The sequence below is a fragment of the Microbacterium caowuchunii genome, assembly GCF_008727755.1.
Classification (GTDB): Bacteria; Actinomycetota; Actinomycetes; order Actinomycetales; family Microbacteriaceae; genus Microbacterium; species Microbacterium caowuchunii.
In genome coordinates, this window is sequence record NZ_CP044231.1 from 1,120,176 (window position 1) to 1,136,646 (window position 16,471).

General features: G+C 69.6%; 21 protein-coding genes and 1 pseudogene. 15 read left to right on the forward strand and 7 right to left on the reverse strand.

Features of this window, described 5'->3' with window-relative positions; genetic code table 11:
- Nucleotides 1–7 precede the first annotated feature (7 nt).
- Nucleotides 8–559, forward strand: coding sequence for an MOSC domain-containing protein (locus F6J84_RS05280; protein WP_191905761.1), 552 nt, complete (start codon nucleotides 8–10; stop codon nucleotides 557–559).
- A gap of 48 nt (nucleotides 560–607) precedes the next feature.
- Here F6J84_RS05280 and fbaA read toward each other — a convergent pair whose 3' ends face one another.
- Nucleotides 608–1,639 carry a class II fructose-bisphosphate aldolase gene (fbaA, locus tag F6J84_RS05285; protein WP_150971958.1) on the reverse strand — a complete coding sequence of 344 codons (1,032 nt, stop codon included), beginning with the start codon at nucleotides 1,637–1,639 and terminating at the stop codon, nucleotides 608–610.
- Between the two features lie 193 nt (nucleotides 1,640–1,832).
- On the opposite strand from fbaA, the gene glpX reads away from it, so the two are divergent.
- Both glpX and F6J84_RS05295 read left to right on the forward strand, forming a co-directional pair.
- Nucleotides 1,833–2,822: a class II fructose-bisphosphatase gene (gene glpX / locus F6J84_RS05290; RefSeq protein WP_150971960.1), complete on the forward strand. Its 990-nt coding sequence runs from the start codon at nucleotides 1,833–1,835 to the stop codon at nucleotides 2,820–2,822.
- 121 nt (nucleotides 2,823–2,943) lie between these two features.
- Nucleotides 2,944–3,162, forward strand: coding sequence for a UDP-N-acetylmuramyl pentapeptide phosphotransferase (locus F6J84_RS05295; protein WP_150971962.1), 219 nt, complete (start codon nucleotides 2,944–2,946; stop codon nucleotides 3,160–3,162).
- A 36-nt stretch (nucleotides 3,163–3,198) separates the two neighbouring features.
- Here F6J84_RS05295 and F6J84_RS05300 read toward each other — a convergent pair whose 3' ends face one another.
- Nucleotides 3,199–4,509 (reverse strand): DNA recombination protein RmuC, encoded by a 1,311-nt coding sequence (locus tag F6J84_RS05300; protein WP_150971965.1) that lies wholly within the window; start codon nucleotides 4,507–4,509, stop codon nucleotides 3,199–3,201.
- 34 nt (nucleotides 4,510–4,543) lie between these two features.
- Entirely contained in the window at nucleotides 4,544–5,140 is a 597-nt protein-coding gene (locus F6J84_RS05305; RefSeq protein ID WP_150971967.1) for an exonuclease domain-containing protein, read from the reverse strand.
- 77 nt (nucleotides 5,141–5,217) lie between these two features.
- On the opposite strand from F6J84_RS05305, the gene F6J84_RS05310 reads away from it, so the two are divergent.
- From F6J84_RS05310 to F6J84_RS05320, 3 genes are all read left to right on the forward strand, one after another.
- Nucleotides 5,218–5,979, forward strand: coding sequence for a class I SAM-dependent methyltransferase (locus F6J84_RS05310; RefSeq protein WP_150971969.1), 762 nt, complete (start codon nucleotides 5,218–5,220; stop codon nucleotides 5,977–5,979).
- A gap of 11 nt (nucleotides 5,980–5,990) precedes the next feature.
- Complete coding sequence (ychF, locus tag F6J84_RS05315; RefSeq protein WP_150971971.1) at nucleotides 5,991–7,064, forward strand: redox-regulated ATPase YchF; 1,074 nt, start codon at nucleotides 5,991–5,993, stop codon at nucleotides 7,062–7,064.
- 78 nt (nucleotides 7,065–7,142) lie between these two features.
- Complete coding sequence (locus F6J84_RS05320) at nucleotides 7,143–7,517, forward strand: DUF6968 family protein (protein WP_150971973.1); 375 nt, start codon at nucleotides 7,143–7,145, stop codon at nucleotides 7,515–7,517.
- 117 nt (nucleotides 7,518–7,634) lie between these two features.
- On the opposite strand, the gene F6J84_RS05325 is transcribed toward F6J84_RS05320, so the two are convergent.
- The 4 genes and pseudogenes from F6J84_RS05325 to F6J84_RS05340 form a co-directional block, all read right to left on the reverse strand.
- A complete protein-coding gene (locus F6J84_RS05325; protein ID WP_191905762.1) occupies nucleotides 7,635–8,549 on the reverse strand; it encodes an alpha/beta hydrolase in 915 nt (304 codons plus the stop codon).
- Between the two features lie 62 nt (nucleotides 8,550–8,611).
- Nucleotides 8,612–8,781, reverse strand: a pseudogene (locus F6J84_RS05330) (DapH/DapD/GlmU-related protein); the annotation flags it as partial.
- 105 nt (nucleotides 8,782–8,886) lie between these two features.
- Nucleotides 8,887–9,402: a tetratricopeptide repeat protein gene (locus tag F6J84_RS05335; protein ID WP_150971977.1), complete on the reverse strand. Its 516-nt coding sequence runs from the start codon at nucleotides 9,400–9,402 to the stop codon at nucleotides 8,887–8,889.
- 237 nt (nucleotides 9,403–9,639) lie between these two features.
- Nucleotides 9,640–10,065 (reverse strand): GNAT family N-acetyltransferase, encoded by a 426-nt coding sequence (locus tag F6J84_RS05340; protein WP_150971979.1) that lies wholly within the window; start codon nucleotides 10,063–10,065, stop codon nucleotides 9,640–9,642.
- A gap of 518 nt (nucleotides 10,066–10,583) precedes the next feature.
- Between F6J84_RS05340 and F6J84_RS05345 the strand changes: the two genes are divergently transcribed.
- The 9 genes from F6J84_RS05345 to F6J84_RS05385 all read left to right on the forward strand — a co-directional run bounded on the left by F6J84_RS05345 (nucleotide 10,584) and on the right by F6J84_RS05385 (nucleotide 16,448).
- On the forward strand, nucleotides 10,584–10,928 hold the full coding sequence (locus tag F6J84_RS05345; RefSeq protein WP_150971981.1) for a DUF2200 domain-containing protein: 345 nt from the start codon (nucleotides 10,584–10,586) through the stop codon (nucleotides 10,926–10,928).
- A 115-nt stretch (nucleotides 10,929–11,043) separates the two neighbouring features.
- Nucleotides 11,044–11,508: an aromatic ring-opening dioxygenase LigA gene (locus F6J84_RS05350; RefSeq protein WP_150971983.1), complete on the forward strand. Its 465-nt coding sequence runs from the start codon at nucleotides 11,044–11,046 to the stop codon at nucleotides 11,506–11,508.
- Nucleotides 11,509–11,591: 83 nt separating this feature from the next.
- Complete coding sequence (locus F6J84_RS05355; protein WP_238702606.1) at nucleotides 11,592–12,398, forward strand: alpha/beta fold hydrolase; 807 nt, start codon at nucleotides 11,592–11,594, stop codon at nucleotides 12,396–12,398.
- Nucleotides 12,399–12,410: 12 nt separating this feature from the next.
- Nucleotides 12,411–13,076, forward strand: coding sequence for an IMPACT family protein (locus F6J84_RS05360; protein WP_150971985.1), 666 nt, complete (start codon nucleotides 12,411–12,413; stop codon nucleotides 13,074–13,076).
- Between the two features lie 30 nt (nucleotides 13,077–13,106).
- Complete coding sequence (locus F6J84_RS05365) at nucleotides 13,107–13,796, forward strand: SDR family oxidoreductase (protein WP_150971987.1); 690 nt, start codon at nucleotides 13,107–13,109, stop codon at nucleotides 13,794–13,796.
- A 98-nt stretch (nucleotides 13,797–13,894) separates the two neighbouring features.
- A complete protein-coding gene (locus tag F6J84_RS05370; protein WP_150971989.1) occupies nucleotides 13,895–14,191 on the forward strand; it encodes a PLDc N-terminal domain-containing protein in 297 nt (98 codons plus the stop codon).
- Nucleotides 14,192–14,354: 163 nt separating this feature from the next.
- Nucleotides 14,355–15,131 (forward strand): alpha/beta fold hydrolase, encoded by a 777-nt coding sequence (locus F6J84_RS05375; protein ID WP_150971991.1) that lies wholly within the window; start codon nucleotides 14,355–14,357, stop codon nucleotides 15,129–15,131.
- Between the two features lie 64 nt (nucleotides 15,132–15,195).
- Nucleotides 15,196–15,582 (forward strand): MmcQ/YjbR family DNA-binding protein, encoded by a 387-nt coding sequence (locus tag F6J84_RS05380; RefSeq protein WP_150971993.1) that lies wholly within the window; start codon nucleotides 15,196–15,198, stop codon nucleotides 15,580–15,582.
- 38 nt (nucleotides 15,583–15,620) lie between these two features.
- Nucleotides 15,621–16,448, forward strand: a complete 828-nt coding sequence (locus tag F6J84_RS05385) for an NADH:ubiquinone oxidoreductase subunit 4 (chain M) (RefSeq protein ID WP_150971995.1) — start codon at nucleotides 15,621–15,623, stop codon at nucleotides 16,446–16,448.
- Nucleotides 16,449–16,471: the final 23 nt, after the last annotated feature.

The following is a 16,471-nucleotide window of genomic DNA, read 5'->3' on the forward strand; positions in this document are numbered from 1 at the left end:
AACCGCGATGCCTCGAGTCCTCGCGGTCTGCGCGGTGCACGAACTGCATCCGGACGCCGGGCCGGTCGGGGTGACCGGGATCGACAAGCGTCCTCTCGACGGACCCGTGCGCGTGGGCCCATACGGCGTCCGCGCGGACGTGCAGGCGAGTCGCAGGCATCACGGCGGACTGGACAAGGCCGTCTACGCCTATGCACAGGAGGACGCCGAGTTCTGGGAGCAGGAGCTGGGCCGCGCGGTCCCGCCCGGCCTGTTCGGCGAGAACCTGCGGACCGAGGGCATCGACGTGAACGCGGTCGTCGTGGGGGAGCAGTGGCAGGTGGGGGAGCGGCTGATCCTCGAGGTGACGTCGCCGCGCACCCCCTGTGCGACGTTCGCACGCTGGCTCGGCGCTCCGCATGAGCGCGGCTGGGTCAAGCGGTTCGCCGACGAGCGTCGGCTCGGCCCGTACTTCCGGGTCGTCCGTTCCGGCGACGCGCAGGCCGGCGACGAGATCGTCGTCCTCTCGCGTCCGGAGGCTGCGCCCACAATCCTGGACGTCTTCGCGGGCTGGTCCTGAGAACACGGATGCCCCGGCCATCGGCCGGGGCATCCGTCATCCGATCGGTCAGACGCCGAGCGACTTGCCCGCCGAGCCGAGCTGCTGCGTGGCCTCCACGACACGGGCGGCCATCGCCGATTCCGCGATCTTGCCCCAGGCGCGGGGGTCGTACGCCTTCTTGTTGCCGACCTCGCCGTCGACCTTGAGCACGCCGTCGTAGTTGCTGAACATGAAGCCGGCGACCGAGCGCGTGAACGCGTACTGGGTGTCGGTGTCGATGTTCATCTTCACGACGCCGTTCGCGACCGCGAGGGCGATCTCTTCGGACGTCGAGCCGCTGCCGCCGTGGAAGACGAGGTCGAGGGGCTTCGGGCCGGTGCCGAACTTGGCCGCGATGCCCTCCTGGATCTCGCCCAGGAGCTCCGGGCGGAGCTTCACGTTGCCGGGCTTGTACACGCCGTGCACGTTGCCGAAGGTGAGTGCGGAGATGTAGCGGCCGTTCTCGCCGAGACCGAGCGCCTCCACGGCCTTCGTCACATCACCGACCGTCGTGTAGAGGGCCTCGTTGCTGCCCTCGTGCTGAACGCCGTCCTCTTCGCCGCCCACCACGCCGACCTCGATCTCGAGGATGGCGTTGATGTTCTTCAGGCGGGGGAGGAGCTCCTTTGCGATCTCGATGTTCTCGTCCAGGGGCACGGCGGAACCGTCCCACATGTGGGACTGGAAGATCGGCTCGCCGCCGGCGCGGACCTGCTCCTCGGAGGCCTCGATGAGGGGGTACACGAAGTCGGCCAGCGCGGGCTTCGGGCAGTGGTCGGTGTGCAGCGCGACGGTGATCGGGTAGCTCTTGGCGACCTCGGTGACGAACCGCGCGAATGCGAGGGCGCCGGTGGCGCGCGCCTTCACGGTGTGGCCGGCGAAGTAGTCCGCCCCGCCGGTGGTGACCTGGATGATCCCGTCGGATCCGGCCTCGGTGAGCCCCTGCAGGACGGCGTTGATCGACTGCGAGCTGGACACGTTGATGGCCGGGTAGGCGAAACCGCCGGCCTTCGCGCGGTCCAGCATGTCGGCATACTGATCTGGGGTGGCGACGGGCATTGTCTGCTCCTTGCTCGATGCGTGGGGTTCTCCGCAACTCTAGCGAAGCGGCCCCGCCCGCAGCAGGTCCGGACCGCCTGAGCGGGGCTTTCCGGCTCCTGGAAATTCCGGGCCGGAAAGAATGGGGAAAACTTCGCCTGCGCCGCGCCGTGATCTCCTGTCTGCCTCTCGGAGCGTGGCTAGGCTGGCGGGCATGGTGAGCCTTACCGCGGACATGAGTCCGCTGCATCCGGACCGGAACCTCGCACTCGAACTGGTCCGCGCGACCGAAGCGGCCGCGATCCGGTCGGTGCCCTTCATCGGCCGCGGTCGCAAGGAAGAGGCGGATGGCGCCGCCGTCGACGCCATGCGTGCGTTCCTGGACACCGTGAACTTCGACGGCGTCATCGTGATCGGCGAGGGCGAGAAAGACAACGCGCCCATGCTCTTCAACGGAGAGCGTGTCGGAACCGGTCGCGGCCCGCAGTGCGACGTCGCGGTCGACCCGATCGACGGCACGTCCTTGACCGCCGCCGGGCGGAACAACGCCCTGTCCGTGATCGCCGTCTCCGACCGCGGCACGATGCTCGACGCCTCGACGGTCTTCTACATGGACAAACTCGTCACCGGTCCGGCCGGTGTCGGCGTCGTCGACATCCGCCTGCCCATCGGGGAGAACATCCGGCGTCTCGCTAAGGCGCTCGGCAAGCCCGTCGACGAGCTCGTCGTCTCGGTGCTCCACCGCGACCGCCACGACCGGCTGATCGAGGAGATCCGCGAAGCCGGCGCCGGTACCCGCCTGATGAGCGACGGCGACGTCGCCGGCGGGATCAACGCCGCGCGGCACAACGCCCGTACCGACATGTGCGTGGGCATCGGTGGCAGCCCGGAGGGCATCGTCACGGCGTGCGCGATCAAGGCGCTCGGCGGTCACATCCAGGGCCGTCTCGCGCCCCTGGACGACGATGAGAAGCAGCGCGGCATCGACGCCGGACTCAAGTTCGACGGCCACGTGTACGAGGCGGACGAGCTGGTCACCGGGAGCAACACGCTGTTCGTGGCCACGGGGGTCACGGACGGTCAGCTGGTTGCGGGCGTGCGTCGCGAAGGCGGGTACGTGTACACCGAGAGCGTGGTCCTCCGCGGTGCGTCGGGGACCCTCCGCCGCATCACGTCGGAGCACCTCACCTCGAAGTGGCTGTGACCGGACACTGACCGGAACGGCGCCGCGTCGCCCCGGTCGTTCTCAGAGGGGTCTGGCACAATGGGGGCGTCGAGTCACCGTTGATGTCGATCTCATTCAGCGAGAACGAAAGGGATGAACGATGTCCTCTCCAGCATCCGGCTCGAATCCGCCCACCGGCGCTCAGGCGGTCGTGGCGAACGCGGTCGTCTCGAACGATCCGGCGCGACGCCCGGATGTCCTCTTCCGGGTCCGCCGGGAAGAGGGACAGCAAACCAGTCCCTGGTGGATGATCGGCGCGTTCGTCGGTGTCTCCGCGATCGTGCTCGTGCTCTTCAGCTTCGTGCCCGGCGGGGCCTGATCCGGTAGCTCCGAGCGCCGTCCCGCGGCGGACCGATCAGGCCCGGGGATCCGACATGGTCGGTTCCGCGAGGGTTGTGGTGGGCGTGTCGGTCTCCTCCGCGGGGGAGTTTCCGTCGGTCGCCGCACGGACCGCGGAGAGCGCCGCGGTGAATTCCGGCGCGCTGAGCGCACGCGGGGACACCTCGACCAGCGCGGGCGCGGCGGTCGTGTCGAGCTTGGTCTCGTCGATGCCGGGGAAGCGTCGTGCGCTGACGAGCACGCGGGACTCGAGCGACCCGACGAACTTGTTGTAACCGTCCACGGTGCGCTGGATCCCCCGACGGAGCTCGTCCACGTGCCCGGCCAGGCCGCTCAGCCGTTCGTACAGCTGGGATCCGAGGGTGAACAGCTCCCGCGCCTCGTCGGACACCGCCTGCTGGGTCCACGTGTAGGCGACGGTCTTGAGCACCGCCCAGAGGTTCACCGGTGAGGCGAGGGCGACCCGCTGGCGGAACGCGTGGTCGAGCAGCGCAGGGTCGTCGTCGAGGGCAGACGCCAGCAGCGACTCGATGGGGACGAAGCAGACCACGAACTCGGGACTGGTCTCCAGTCCGTGCCAGTACCGCTTCTTCGCCAGTGCGTCGATGTGCGCGCGGAGCGCCTTCACATGGCGTTCGCGGAGGGCGCGGCGTCGTGCGGCCTCTTCGCCCTGAGCCGACTCCGGGATCGCGCTCGCTTCGAGATAGGCGTCCAGAGGGACTTTCGCGTCGACCGCGATGGCCTTGCCGCCCGGCAACCGCACGATCATGTCCGGCCGTCCGGCACCGGCATCCGAGGTGATCGACGACTGCACGTCGAAGTCCACGTGCCGCGTGAGACCGGCCGCTTCGACGACGCGCCGCAGCTGCGTCTCACCCCAGACCCCACGGGTGCTGGAGGAGCGCAGGGCGCTGGAGAGGGATTCGGTCGTGGCCCGCAGCGCCTCGTCGGACTGCTGCGCGCGCCGCAGCTGCTCCGCAAGGGCGCCGTACTGGGCGTGCCGCTCGCGTTCGAGCTCGTCGACCTTCTGCTGCATCTGGGTCAGCGACTCACGCACGGGGGAGAGGGCCTGGAGGACGGACTGCTCGCGACGGTCGCGTTCGTCCCGGGCTCGTTGCTGAGCGCGGTCGCGTTCCACGAACTCGCGATACAGGTCGCCCTGACGTTCCAGCTCCGCGCGGGCGGCCGCGGCGGCGGACTCGGCGGCGGCCGCGCGCGCCGAGACGACGGAACGGGAGGCAGCGGCGCGGGAGTGCGCGGCGAACCATCCGAGTGCGGCGCCGACCAGGAGGCACAGCAGGGCGAGCGCGAGGGTCAGGAAGTCCATCCGGCCAGCATCGCGCAGACCACCGACATCCCGGTCACGCCGCGGCGGTCACGGCCAGTTCGGCGGGGGCGATCTCGCCGATCCGCACGCCGCTCAGCGTGGCGAGGTCCAGGATGGAGGTCGCGTCCCACCGGCGGGCCGCGTCGATCATGATGTGCGCCGAGGCCACGGCATCCGACGTCGCCTCGTGGTGCACGAGGTCGGTGAACCCGGCTGCGGCGGCCGCGATCGGCAGACGGTACGACGGCAACTGATAGGTGCGGCGGGCGACCTGGACGCTGCAGGCGTAGCGGTACGGCGGGCACGGATCGCCGGTCGCTTCGCACGCCCGGCGCAGCACGGCCATGTCGAATCCGGCGTTGTGCGCGACCAGCACGTCGTCTCCGGCGAAGGCCACGAGGTCCTGGAGCTGCTCGCTCCAGGTCTTCGCCGTCGCCACGTGGTGTTCCTCGATGCCGTGGATGCCGACGTTGATCTCGAAGAAGCGGTCGTGCCCCGCCGGCGGACGGATGAGCCATCCGGCGGTCTCCACCACGCGTCCGTCACGGACCCGGGCCAGACCCACGCTGCAGGCGGACGCGCTGGAGGCGTTCGCCGTCTCGAAATCGATCGCGGTGAATTCCAATGGCACGATTTCCACCCTCGCCCGCCGCTTCCGGTTCCCGGCACAGGCGCGCCGATCGAGGGGCGGACACATAGGGTCGGGGCATGTCCTCCGACCATGAGATGTCCACGTCCTTCGGCCGCGAGGCGAGCGCCTACGAGCGCGGCCGCCCGGACTATCCGGCCGCTGCGGTGGCATGGCTGACCGCGCCGGCGCAGAGCGCCGGCCGGCGGCTGCGTGTCGCGGACGTGGGGGCGGGCACCGGCAAGCTGAGCCGCATCCTCGCCGCCGGGGGAGCCGACGTCGTCGCCGTCGATCCGGATGCGGACATGCTCGCCGCTCTCGCCGCCGCCGTTCCCGGCGTGCCGACCCTGGTGGGCACCGCGGAGCAGCTGCCGCTGGCCGATGACGAGTGCGACGCGGTCGTGCTCGGCCAGGCCTGGCACTGGGTGGATCCGGTGGCCGCGTCGCGCGAGGCGGGACGGGTGCTGAGGCCGGGCGGGGTGCTGGGGCTGATCTGGAACATCCGCGACGAGACCGTGCCGTGGGTGGCCCGTCTCACCGGGATCATGCACGGCAGCAACGCGGAGAAGATGCTCGCCGCCGGCGCTCCGCCGGTCGCGGAGCCGTTCCGAGGGCTCGAGACGGGCGACTGGTCGTGGTCGCGTCCCATGACGCGCGAGGACCTCTTGGCCATGGTGCGCTCCCGCAGTTACGTGATCACTGCGGACGCACCCGAGCGGGCGCGGATCGAGCGAGGCGTCGCCGACCTCTGCGACGAGATCGGCGCGGCCGGCGACGCGACCGTGGCGATGCCGTACGTGACCCGGGCGTATCGGGCGGTGCTCCCCGGCCCGGCCATCTAGACTGGTCTCCCGTGGCTCTTACCATCGGAATCGTCGGTCTTCCCAACGTCGGCAAGTCGACGCTCTTCAACGCGCTGACCAAGAACTCAGTGCTCGCCGCGAACTACCCGTTCGCCACGATCGAGCCGAACGTCGGGGTCGTGAACCTGCCGGACCCGCGCCTCGACACGCTCGCCGAGATCTTCGGCAGCGAGCGGATCCTGCCCGCCGCGGTCTCGTTCGTCGACATCGCGGGCATCGTCCGCGGCGCCAGCGAGGGCGAAGGGCTGGGCAACAAGTTCCTCGCGAACATCCGGGAGGCGGATGCGATCGCTCAGGTCGTGCGCGGCTTCGCCGACTCCGACGTCGTGCACGTCGACGGCGCCGTCGACCCGAAGAACGACATGGAGACCATCAACGCAGAGCTCCAGCTCGCGGATCTCGAGACGCTCGAGCGGGCCATCGCCCGGTACGAGAAGGAGGTGCGCGGCAAGAAGCTCGACCCCTCCGTGCTCGAGGCGGCTGTGGCCGCGAAGGATGCGCTGGAGCGCGGGGTGCTGCTCTCGGCATCCGGCATCGATCTGGAGCCCATCAAGGAGCTCGGGCTGCTCACCGCCAAGCCCTTCATCTTCGTGTTCAACGTCGACGAGGCCGTGCTGACGGATCCCGCGCGGAAGGCCGAGCTGGAGGCGCTCGTCGCCCCTGCCAAGGCGGTGTTCCTGGACGCGAAGATCGAGTCCGAGCTGATCGACCTCGACCCGGAGGATGCCGCCGAACTGCTCGCCTCGACGGGTCAGGAGGAGTCCGGTCTCGACCAGCTGGCCCGGATCGGGTTCGACACGCTGGGACTGCAGACCTACCTCACGGCCGGCCCGAAGGAGGCGCGCGCCTGGACGATCGGGAAGGGCTGGAAGGCTCCCCAGGCGGCCGGCGTCATCCACACCGACTTCGAGAAGGGCTTCATCAAGGCCGAGGTCATCTCGTTCGACGACCTGGTCGCCGCGGGCTCGGTGCAGGAGGCCCGCGCGCGCGGCAAGGCACGCCTCGAGGGCAAGGACTACGTCATGCAGGACGGCGACGTGGTGGAGTTCCGCTTCAACGTGTGACGCCTCTGGCGGATCGACATAGCCTTGGCCGTGGGTCGGGGTGCAATGTCGGTTTATGGCCCGTGTGGAGTGTGATTGATGATCCTCGGTGACGACATGGTGGCGCGGCGTGTGCTCGTGCGCGATGGGAAGCCTGCACGCGTGATCGTCCTGCGCCCGCGGCCATTCGACGATGCGGGCGCTGATTGGTATGTCGATGTTCGCTTGGTGGACGAAGACGATGAGGTGATCTGGTCCAGTCGAGTCGGCGGCGTCGATGCGGTCCAGGCGCTCACGCTCGCGTTGGTGCGAATAGGGGACACGCTTGCTGCCGAGCGCGCCGAGGGTCATGAGTTGACGTTCTTGGGGGACACGGAACTGGGGTTCCCCGTCACACTGCCATCGACGGACGGGAAGAACTCCACAGCGCAGGTGATGCTGTACCAGGTGGGTCCGGCAGCAGAACCCCGGTGAACGTCAGTGGGCCCGGGTTCGGGCGCACGCGAACCCGCTTTTCGATCGGACGACGGTACCTTCAAGCTCGACGGCGACGTGGTCGAGTTCCGGTTCAACGTCTAGCCGCGCACCGATTCAACCTCTGGAGTTGATGAGTTCCTCTGCGAACTCGGTCAGGAAGCAGTCGCCCCAGCGTCGGGCTGTGGGGGAGACGGTATCCAGATTGATCACGCCGTGGACCATGCCATCCAGATGATGATGTCTCGTGAGCCTTCCCGCACGTTGCAGATGCTCGGCCAGCGCGAGCCCTTCGTCGCGGAGTGGGTCGTACTCGCTGGTGATGATCGTCGTCATCGGGGTCGCGAGGGGTGCGCGCCGTAGTGGGTCGAGTGTCGAGCTTCCACGTATTGCGGACGTCGGTGCCCACTTTGACACGAACCACTCGAGATCCCGGGCGTCCAGGCCCCATCCTGTGCCCCAGCTTTCAACGCTGGGCATCGACAGAGTGAGGTCCACGTTGGGGTTGACCATGAGAAGGCGATCGACGGCGATGTCCGGCGCCTCCGCTGCCGAGAAAGCTATGAGGGCTCCCGCAGAATCTCCGGCGAGGCCCAGGGGTTGATCGCTACCAATGCTGTGACGCACGGCAGCGAGGACGGTGCGGACGTCGTCGATGGCTGCGGGGAAGGGGTGCTCGGGCGCGCGTCGGTAATCGACAGCGACGACGTCGATTCTCCCGAGGGCGGCGAGTCGTCGGCACGCGCGGTCGTGGGAGTCGAGGTCACCGAACACGAATGCGCCGCCGTGTACGTAGACACAGGTGGTGCGGGTCTTTTCGGCGTCGTGCCGGTAGACGCGGACAGGGACAGGAACGGCGTTTTCTGCAGCCAGCACCTCATCTCGAACCACGGAGATCTCGGGTCCTGCAGGACGGGATCTCTTCTCACGGGCCCGCGAAATCGACGGTGCGGCGTATTCCTGGCTTTGGATGCTGGCAAGCCAGTCCGCTAGCTCAGGATCGGCGATCCTCGTCGTCGCCCCGGAGGTCATCGGTAGATCTCCCCACCTCGGTGTCATGAGTCCAGTGTGCAACTCTTGCAGATGTCCGAGAGTCAGCCCTCGGGAACCGTGCCCACTTGCTTTGCCGGCACCCCGAGGACAACGGCATCCGCCGGTACGTCCGTCGTGACGACGGAACCCGCGCCCACCACGCGCCGTCGCCGATCGTCACTCCCGGCAACACCGTCACGTTGGCGCCGAACCATACGCCCCGTCCGATCACGACCCGGGCCGGGTGCAACTCCGCCCGTCGACTCGGCAGCATGTCGTGGTTCAAAGAGCCTGGCGCATGATGCTCATCGGTGACGGAATGTCGTGGAGTTCCGCTTCAACGTGTAATCGGGTCGTCTGGAGTCGCTGGCTCGGTTAGCGCTGCGGCGTAGTTGCGCATCGAGCGCTGATATCGAGGCAATGCCTCGATTTGGGCCTCGATGGCTACCCGGAGCGCCTCATCTTTGCGGCCCGCGCTATGCAGCGCCAGAGCCAGCACGACACGAGGTGCCGAGCCTGTCGATTCGTGGGTCGGGGCGGCGCTCAAGACGGCGATGGCTTCATCGAGTCGGCCGAGGTTGCGCAGAGTGGATCCGTACTGCACCGCGAGTTGAGCATGCCGAGCGTCATCGAGGGTGAGTTCGAGCGCGCGCTCATACTCCGCGCCTGCCTCAGCCTCGAATCCCATCGAGTCGTACATGCTCGCGAGCTCGAATGCGCCCCGGCCGTCGCGCGCCGGGCACGCGTCAGCCAACTCCCGCATGGCCTTGACCCCTTCGTCGCGGCTGAGGGAGTCGAAGTTGGCCCAGAGGTCCGTGACGGAGGCTTCCCATTGTTTGAGGTCTGCCGGCATGGAACCTAGTTTGTCAGGCAGCGACCTCACGACGTCGGGACACAACTGGTGGGCATCGCTGGCAGAGGTTGCTCGGAACGTAACCCGGTCGAGTTCCGCTTCACCGTGTAGCCCTGCTCTCCCTTCCCGCCGAACCACCCCTTTGTCGCCGAGCCACCCCTTTCGCGGGGGCGGCTAGAGGGGTGGGGCGGCGCGACAGGGGTGGGTCGGCGGATGTGGCGGGTGGCGCGCCGGGCGTCAGGCGGAGGTAGCCAGGCGCATGCCCACCGACGGGTCGGTGTCGACGAAGCCGGTCTTCTCGTACAGTCGCCGTCCGGGCGGGTCCGCGATGAGGGTGATGTACGGATCCGGCGGAGCCACCGCGCGGATGCGTTCGATCAGCGCGTCCAACACCATGCGTCCCAGGCCTGCACCCTGGTGTTCCGGATGGGTCGCGATGTCCGCGATGTGGAAGTACCAGCCCCCGTCGCCGATCACGCGTCCCATCGCCACCACCCTCCCCGTGGTGCGCTCACGGACATGGCAGAAGAACCAGGTTCCGGTGATGGCGGCCGCACCCTGCTCGGCGGTCTTGGGTGAGAGCCCTGCGTCTGCGCGCAGCCTGAGGTACGCATCCACATCGGGTGCTCCGCAGATCAGTTCGTAGCGGTCGGGGAGAGCCATGGATTCATCCTTCCAGCACCACGCCCGTGACGAACGGCGGCCATGCTCCCAGGTTGCTCGTCGAACCGCTGCTGGCTGCTCATGTGGCGCGCTCAGGGCGTTCCGACGCTGTGCGCGCTGGCGAATCCGCGCCCCGCTCCTGACGTTCGGGTCGCTCCTGCGCGCTGGTCGGGGGTCTGATCGTGCCGACCGTGGTTCTGCTCCTCATCGCGCGGGCGGGTCGATCAGTGGGATGGGTACGGACGGTCTCGTACGCGATGCTCGTGGGGTTGGCCGTCGTCGGCCTGGGCGCGGTGCTGTTCTCGGGAGGGTTCACCATCCCGCTCGTCCCCCACCCCACGTGCTGCCCCCCGCCCCCCTTCCCACTCGCCGAACCACCCCGTTACCGCCCAGCCACCCCTTTCGCAGCGGCCACCAGAGGGATGGCTCGGCCCTACAGGGGTGGGTCGGCGAAACGACGGGGGGACGGGGGGACGGGGGGACGGGGGGACGGGGGGACGGGGGCGTAACCTGGGCGCATGCACCGGATCTTCGGGATGCCCGTGGCATCGGTCTACCCGCTGTATGTGACCAAGCTCGCCAAGAAGGGTCGCACGCAGGAGGAGCTCGACGAGGTGATCGCGTGGCTCACGGGCTTCGACCGCGCTGAACTGCAGCGGCACCTGGACGCGCAGACGACGTTCGCGGACTTCTTCGCAGCGGCCACCCTGAACCCCGCGGCGGACCGCATCACGGGCGTTATCTGCGGCATGCGCGTCGAGGAGATCGAAGATCCGCTCATGCAGAAGATCCGGTACCTCGACAAGCTCGTCGACGAGCTCGCCCGGGGAAAGGCGATGGAGAAAGTACTGCGCGGGGCGTGAGCAGCGCCGTCCGCGGGGTGGCGGAACACGACCCGCGCCCGTCACACGGTGAACGGACCGGGCGTCATCTGTAGCAGGATGCTGTCGAGCTGTTCCGTACCCGAAAGGACCCCACATGACCTCCCTGCCGAGCGCATCCGCAGTCGTCCGCGTCGGACGCCTCGCCACCGCCGCCGGGACGCTTCTCCTCGCCGGGGGCACCGCGGCCTGGCTCACCGTCACGAAGCAGCTGCGCGAGGAGAAGATCACCGTGCCGGGCAACGCGCCGGCCCTCGCGGGCAAGCCGGTCCAGGGTCCGGCCACCGCCTACGTCGAGGCGCTCGTGATCAAGCGCAACGCCGAGCGGGGTGCGGGCGGGCGCACCTTCGCCGACATCAGCGACGCGCTGCGCAGTGTGGAGTCCGGCAGTGACGAGGAGCGCCGACTGCGCGGGCAGAGCTCCGCCCTCTCGACCGCCGCATCCCTCCGCACCTCGCTGATGACCTCGGTGCTCGCGTACGGCGTGAGCGCGCTCGCGGCGGGGCTCGGTGCGCTCTTCCTGGTCTCCGGCACGACGCTTCGCCGCGCCGGCCGGAGCTGAGGACCGCCCGCCGGGGCGGATGGTGTCGGCGTAGCCTGGGAGGTGGAATCCCGCGCGTCCCACCATCCCGACGAGGAAGCACCGTGACCCCGACCCCACACCTCGAGCGCCGTGGCGCCGGCACGCCGGTGCTCTTCGTCCACGGCAACGGCGTCGACCATCGCTCGATGCTCGAGCTGGACGACGCGTTCGACGGCGCCGACTGGGAACGCGTCTACCTCGACCTGCCCGGCTTCGGCCGGACGCCCCGGCTCGACGCGCCGGGCGGGCTGCCTGAGCTGGCCGACTGGCTCGACCGGATGACCGGTGAGCTCCTCGGCTCCACGCCCTTCGCCGTCGTGGGCTCGTCGCTCGGGGGTCTCCTGGCGCGCGAGCTCGCCGCGCGACGTCCCCATCAGTGCCTCGGCATCGCCCTTCTCGCTCCGGTCGTCGATCCGGTGCAGCAGAACCGGACGCTGCCGCCGTCCGTCGTGCTCGTCGAAAACGCCGCGCTCATCTCCGATCTGACGACGGAGGACGCCGCCGCCTACGCGGAACTGGCGGTGGTGCAGTCCCCGGAGAACTGGGAACGATTCCGCCGCTCGGTGCTCCCCGGCCTGCGCGCCGCCGACATCCGGGCGATGGCTCACCTGGCGAAGGACTACGCCCTGCCCGCCCTGCCCGATGATCGGCTCGCCTCTCTGGAGCGGCCGGTGCTCATCGTCACCGGCCGACAGGACGCCGTCGTCGGGTACCAGGATCAGTGGGCGCTCGCACAGCGCCTGCCCCGCGCCACCTATGCGGTGCTCGATCGCGCCGGCCACAACATCCAGATCGACGCCCCGGATGCCGTGCACGACCTGGTCCGGCACTGGGCGGCGCAGGTCGCCGAACGCCCGGTCGCACGCTGAGCCGCCGCATCCATGCCCTTCACCCTCGCCGCACCCGTTCACAGCGAACAGGTCATCAAGAAGAGCCGCTTCCTCGGATGCGTGGAGCCGGTCACCGGGCGCGAGCAGGCCGTCGCGAGGGTCTCCGAACTGCGCGCCGAGCATCCGGGGGCCCGGCACGTCTGCTGGGCACTGATGGCCGGGGGACACTCCGCGGCGAACGACGACGGTGAACCGAGCGGGACGGCGGGCCGTCCGATGCTGGACGTGCTTCGGCACCAGGAGCTCGAGGGCGTGCTGGCGACCGTGGTCCGGTACTTCGGCGGCGTGAAGCTCGGCGCCGGCGGGCTCGTCCGCGCCTATACGGACTGCGTGGCCCAGGCGCTGCTGGGTGCCGAGCGGGTGCCCCTCATCCGGATGCGGACCCTTCGGGTCAGGGTGCCGTACGCGGTCGAGGGGGCGCTCCGGCGCGAGTTCGAGGCGCACGCTGCGACGCTGGAGGACGTGCGCCACGGCGGGGACGTGGAGCTCACGGTTCAGCTGCCCGAGGACCGGGCCGCCTCGCTGATGGCCCGCGTCGACGACCTGTCCCAGGGGCGTGCCGTGTGGGTGGCCGGGGGCCGAGGGACGGTGAGGTCCGGACCCGCGCGCTTCGGATGCGGCACGCGCGCCGGCACCCGCCCGGAGGGGACGCGGTGAGACGCCGCCCCCTCGTGCGACGATGGGGGAATGCCCCTCCATCTGCTCACCGGCGCCGGTTCCGGTATCGGAGCCGCGCTCGCCGCGCGGCTGCACGCCCGCGGTGACGACCTGGTCCTCCTCGCCCGGAACCCCGGCCGAGCGCGTGAGATGGAAGCCGCCTTCCCAGGCGCCCAGACAGTCGTCGCCGACCTCGCCACGCCGGGACGACTGTCGTGGGCACTGTCGAAGCAGCAGCTTCCGGCACGGATCGATTCGCTCATCCACGTCGCCGGCGTCGTCGACCTCGGGCCGGTGGCGGATCTGCCGGCCGCGATCTGGGAATCGCAGCTCAGCGTGAACCTCGTCGGGCCGGCCGAGCTGACCCGGCTGCTCCTCCCGCTCGTGCGGATGTCGAAGGGACAGATCGTCTTCGTGAACTCCGGCGCAGGCCTCCGTGCGAATCCGGAATGGGCGGCGTACGCGGCATCCAAGCACGGACTCAAGGCCCTCGCCGACGCGCTGCGCGCAGAAGAGGCACCCCACGGTGTGCGGGTGTCCTCCGTGTACCCGGGGCGGACCGCCACCCCGATGCAGGCGCGTGTCCATCAGCAGGAGGGCAAGGAGTACGACGCCGCCGCGTTCATCGACGCGGATTCGGTCGCCACCAGCATCGTGACCGTGCTGGACCTGCCCCGCGACGCCCAGATCACCGACCTGTCGATCCGGCCGGGGGTCTGAACCGGACCGCAGCTCCTTGCGGCAACCCCTTCGGGCGGACCGGACGGCGCACTAGCGTGGGACCCACTTCATGGCTCTAGTACAACCGGAGGACCGAGATGACCAAGACCAGTGACCGCCTCGTCGAGGGCGCCAAGACCGTGACCAAGATCGCCGGTGTCGCGAAGGCCGCTGAGGCCGCCAAGACCGTGACGCACCTCTCGGCTCCCGCGAAGGTAGGGCTGGGCATCCTCGGCATCGTGCAGGTCGCGTTCGCGTTCCTCGCCTTCTGGGACCTCGCCTGGCGCGACGAGGACGACGTGCGCGGCCCGAAGCCGGCGTGGATCCCGGCGATCCTCGTGAACTGGATCGGCCCCGCGGCATACTTCCTCGTCGGCATCCGGCACCGTCGCTGACGCGCTGAGGGCGCTGCGTCGATGGCGGTGCTGACGCGCTGACGCGCGGGGGATGCCGTGGCTGCGGTGCGCGGAGTTCGCGCGGTCCTGCGGGCCCGGGCGGCGGACCTCAGCCGGTGTTCCGCTGAGAATGCGGACGGCAGCGGGCTTATACGCTGGTTCGGTGACGAAGCTCGAGATCTTTGAACCCGACCGCCGCGCCATCCCGTACCTCGATCAGGGGGAGGGGTTCACCGTGGTGCTCCTGCCCGCGGAGGGCTTGAACATCGCCTCCCTGGGGATGCTGGCCAGCGTCCTGGTCGAGGAGGGGTTCCGGGTGGTCCGCATCGGCAACCGCCGCCCGTCCGGTGACGAGGCGCCGGTCACGATGCACGATCTGGCGCAGGACGTCGTCGAGGTGATGGACCGGATCGGCCTGCCCGCCGAATCCTGGGTCGGCGGGCATGGCTTCGGCGGTGCCGTCGCACGCACCGTGGCGCACGACCACGCGGGGCGGGTGAGCGGAGTCCTGCTCCTCGGCGTCGCGGCGGCCGGACCGATGAGCGAGGACGCGACGCAGGCACTGCGTACCGCGTTCTCGGATACGGACGACGCCGACGGACTCGAGGCGATGCGCGTGCTGGCCGGGGACGCGGACGACCTCGAACTGGCGTGGCGGCTGTTCTCCGGCACCCGCGACCGTGCCGTGATGCCGATGCAGCGCGCGGCTCTGGCCGCGACGCCGGAGCAGGCGTGGGCGCCACTGCCCGCAGGCCTCCCGGTGCTCATCATCCAGGGATCGGACGACCAGGTGATGCCGCCCGCCAACGGCGACGCCCTGCGGGACCTGGCACCGGAGCGGGTGAGCTCGAGCCGCATCGAAGGGCACGGGCATCTGTTCGTGATGACCGACCCCGTCGAGACGGCCGGAGCGATCGAGGACTACCTGGGCTGGGACTGAGCCTCCGACCCCGCTCCGGGGATCCCCACCGGACCGTGTCGCGTGCGCGGCCTAGGCTGGCGCCATGCCCGTTCTCGACGACGTCCGCCGCATCGCCGCTGGACTCCCCGGCAGCGAGGAGCGGGAGACGACGGGCGGAGCGGCGTGGTTCGTGCGCAACAAGCTGTACGCGTGGGAGTGCCATCCGTGGCCGAGCATCCCGGCCGACACGCGGGCGATCATCGCGGCCGAACTCGTCGTGGGTGTGAAGGTGGCCGATCGCGTCGACGCCCTGGCACTCGTCGAGATGCAGCCGGAGGTGTTCTTGCGCACGACGACCAGCTGGGGGGAGCCGAAGGTCGCCTTCCGGATGGCCGCGATCGACCAGGATCATCTCGCCGAGCTCGTCACCGAGGGATGGCGTGTGCAAGCGCCGAAGTATCTGCGCCGCGCCTTCGCGGCCGGAGGATGACCGCGGACGCTGCGTCCGCGCACGGATAGTGTGCACAGATGTCCCGAACCGTCCCGTCCCGCATCGCCTCCGCGCTCGCCGGTGTCATCGCCCTGGTGATCGCCCTGTCCGGTTGCGCGCTCCTGGAGCAGGATCCGTCGAGCCCGGACGTGCCCCGCATCGAGCAGGACGAGGATCTCGGTGAACTCACCGTGTACGAGGTGGACACGGCCGGTGAGCTGGTGCCCGCGGCGGCCGGTCTCGACGCGGAGGTGTGGGATCTCTTCCGCCGCGTCGTCACCCCCGCCTACGCCGCCGAGCGGATCCTCTGGTACAAGGTCGGTGACGACCCGGACTCCGACCTGCTCGCCTGGGTGGTGGAGAGCGAGGAGGATCCGGAGCTGTGGAATCTGGCGGTCAACCTGTCGGCTGCCGAGGACGAGGAGCTGCTGCTGCTGACGCTCATCCACGAGTACGCCCATCTGTTGTCGATGGGGCCGGGGCAGACGGATGAGTCGGGCGATTGCCTCGCCCGGCCGGCGTCGGCCCCGTGCGCCGAGGACGGGGGGTACCTGGCCGCCTTCCATGCGCGCTTCTGGGCCTCCTACGGAGAGGAGGCGCCGGCCTATCAGGAGGCGGACGATGCGGTCACGGCCGCTTTCTACGCCGACCACGAGGAGGACTTCGTCAGTGAGTACGCCGCGACGAACGTGGGCGAGGACTTCGCCGAGGTGTTCACCGCCTTCGTCGCGGAGCCCCGTCCGTCCGACCCCGGCGAAAGTCGCGTCGCGGCGAAGATCGCGTTCATGTGGGAGTGGCCGGAGCTGGTGGAGATCCGTGAGCGGCTGCGGTCGGAGTTCGGCGACATCGTCTGGGTGGAGTTCTGAGCTCGCATCGCACCGACCGCCGC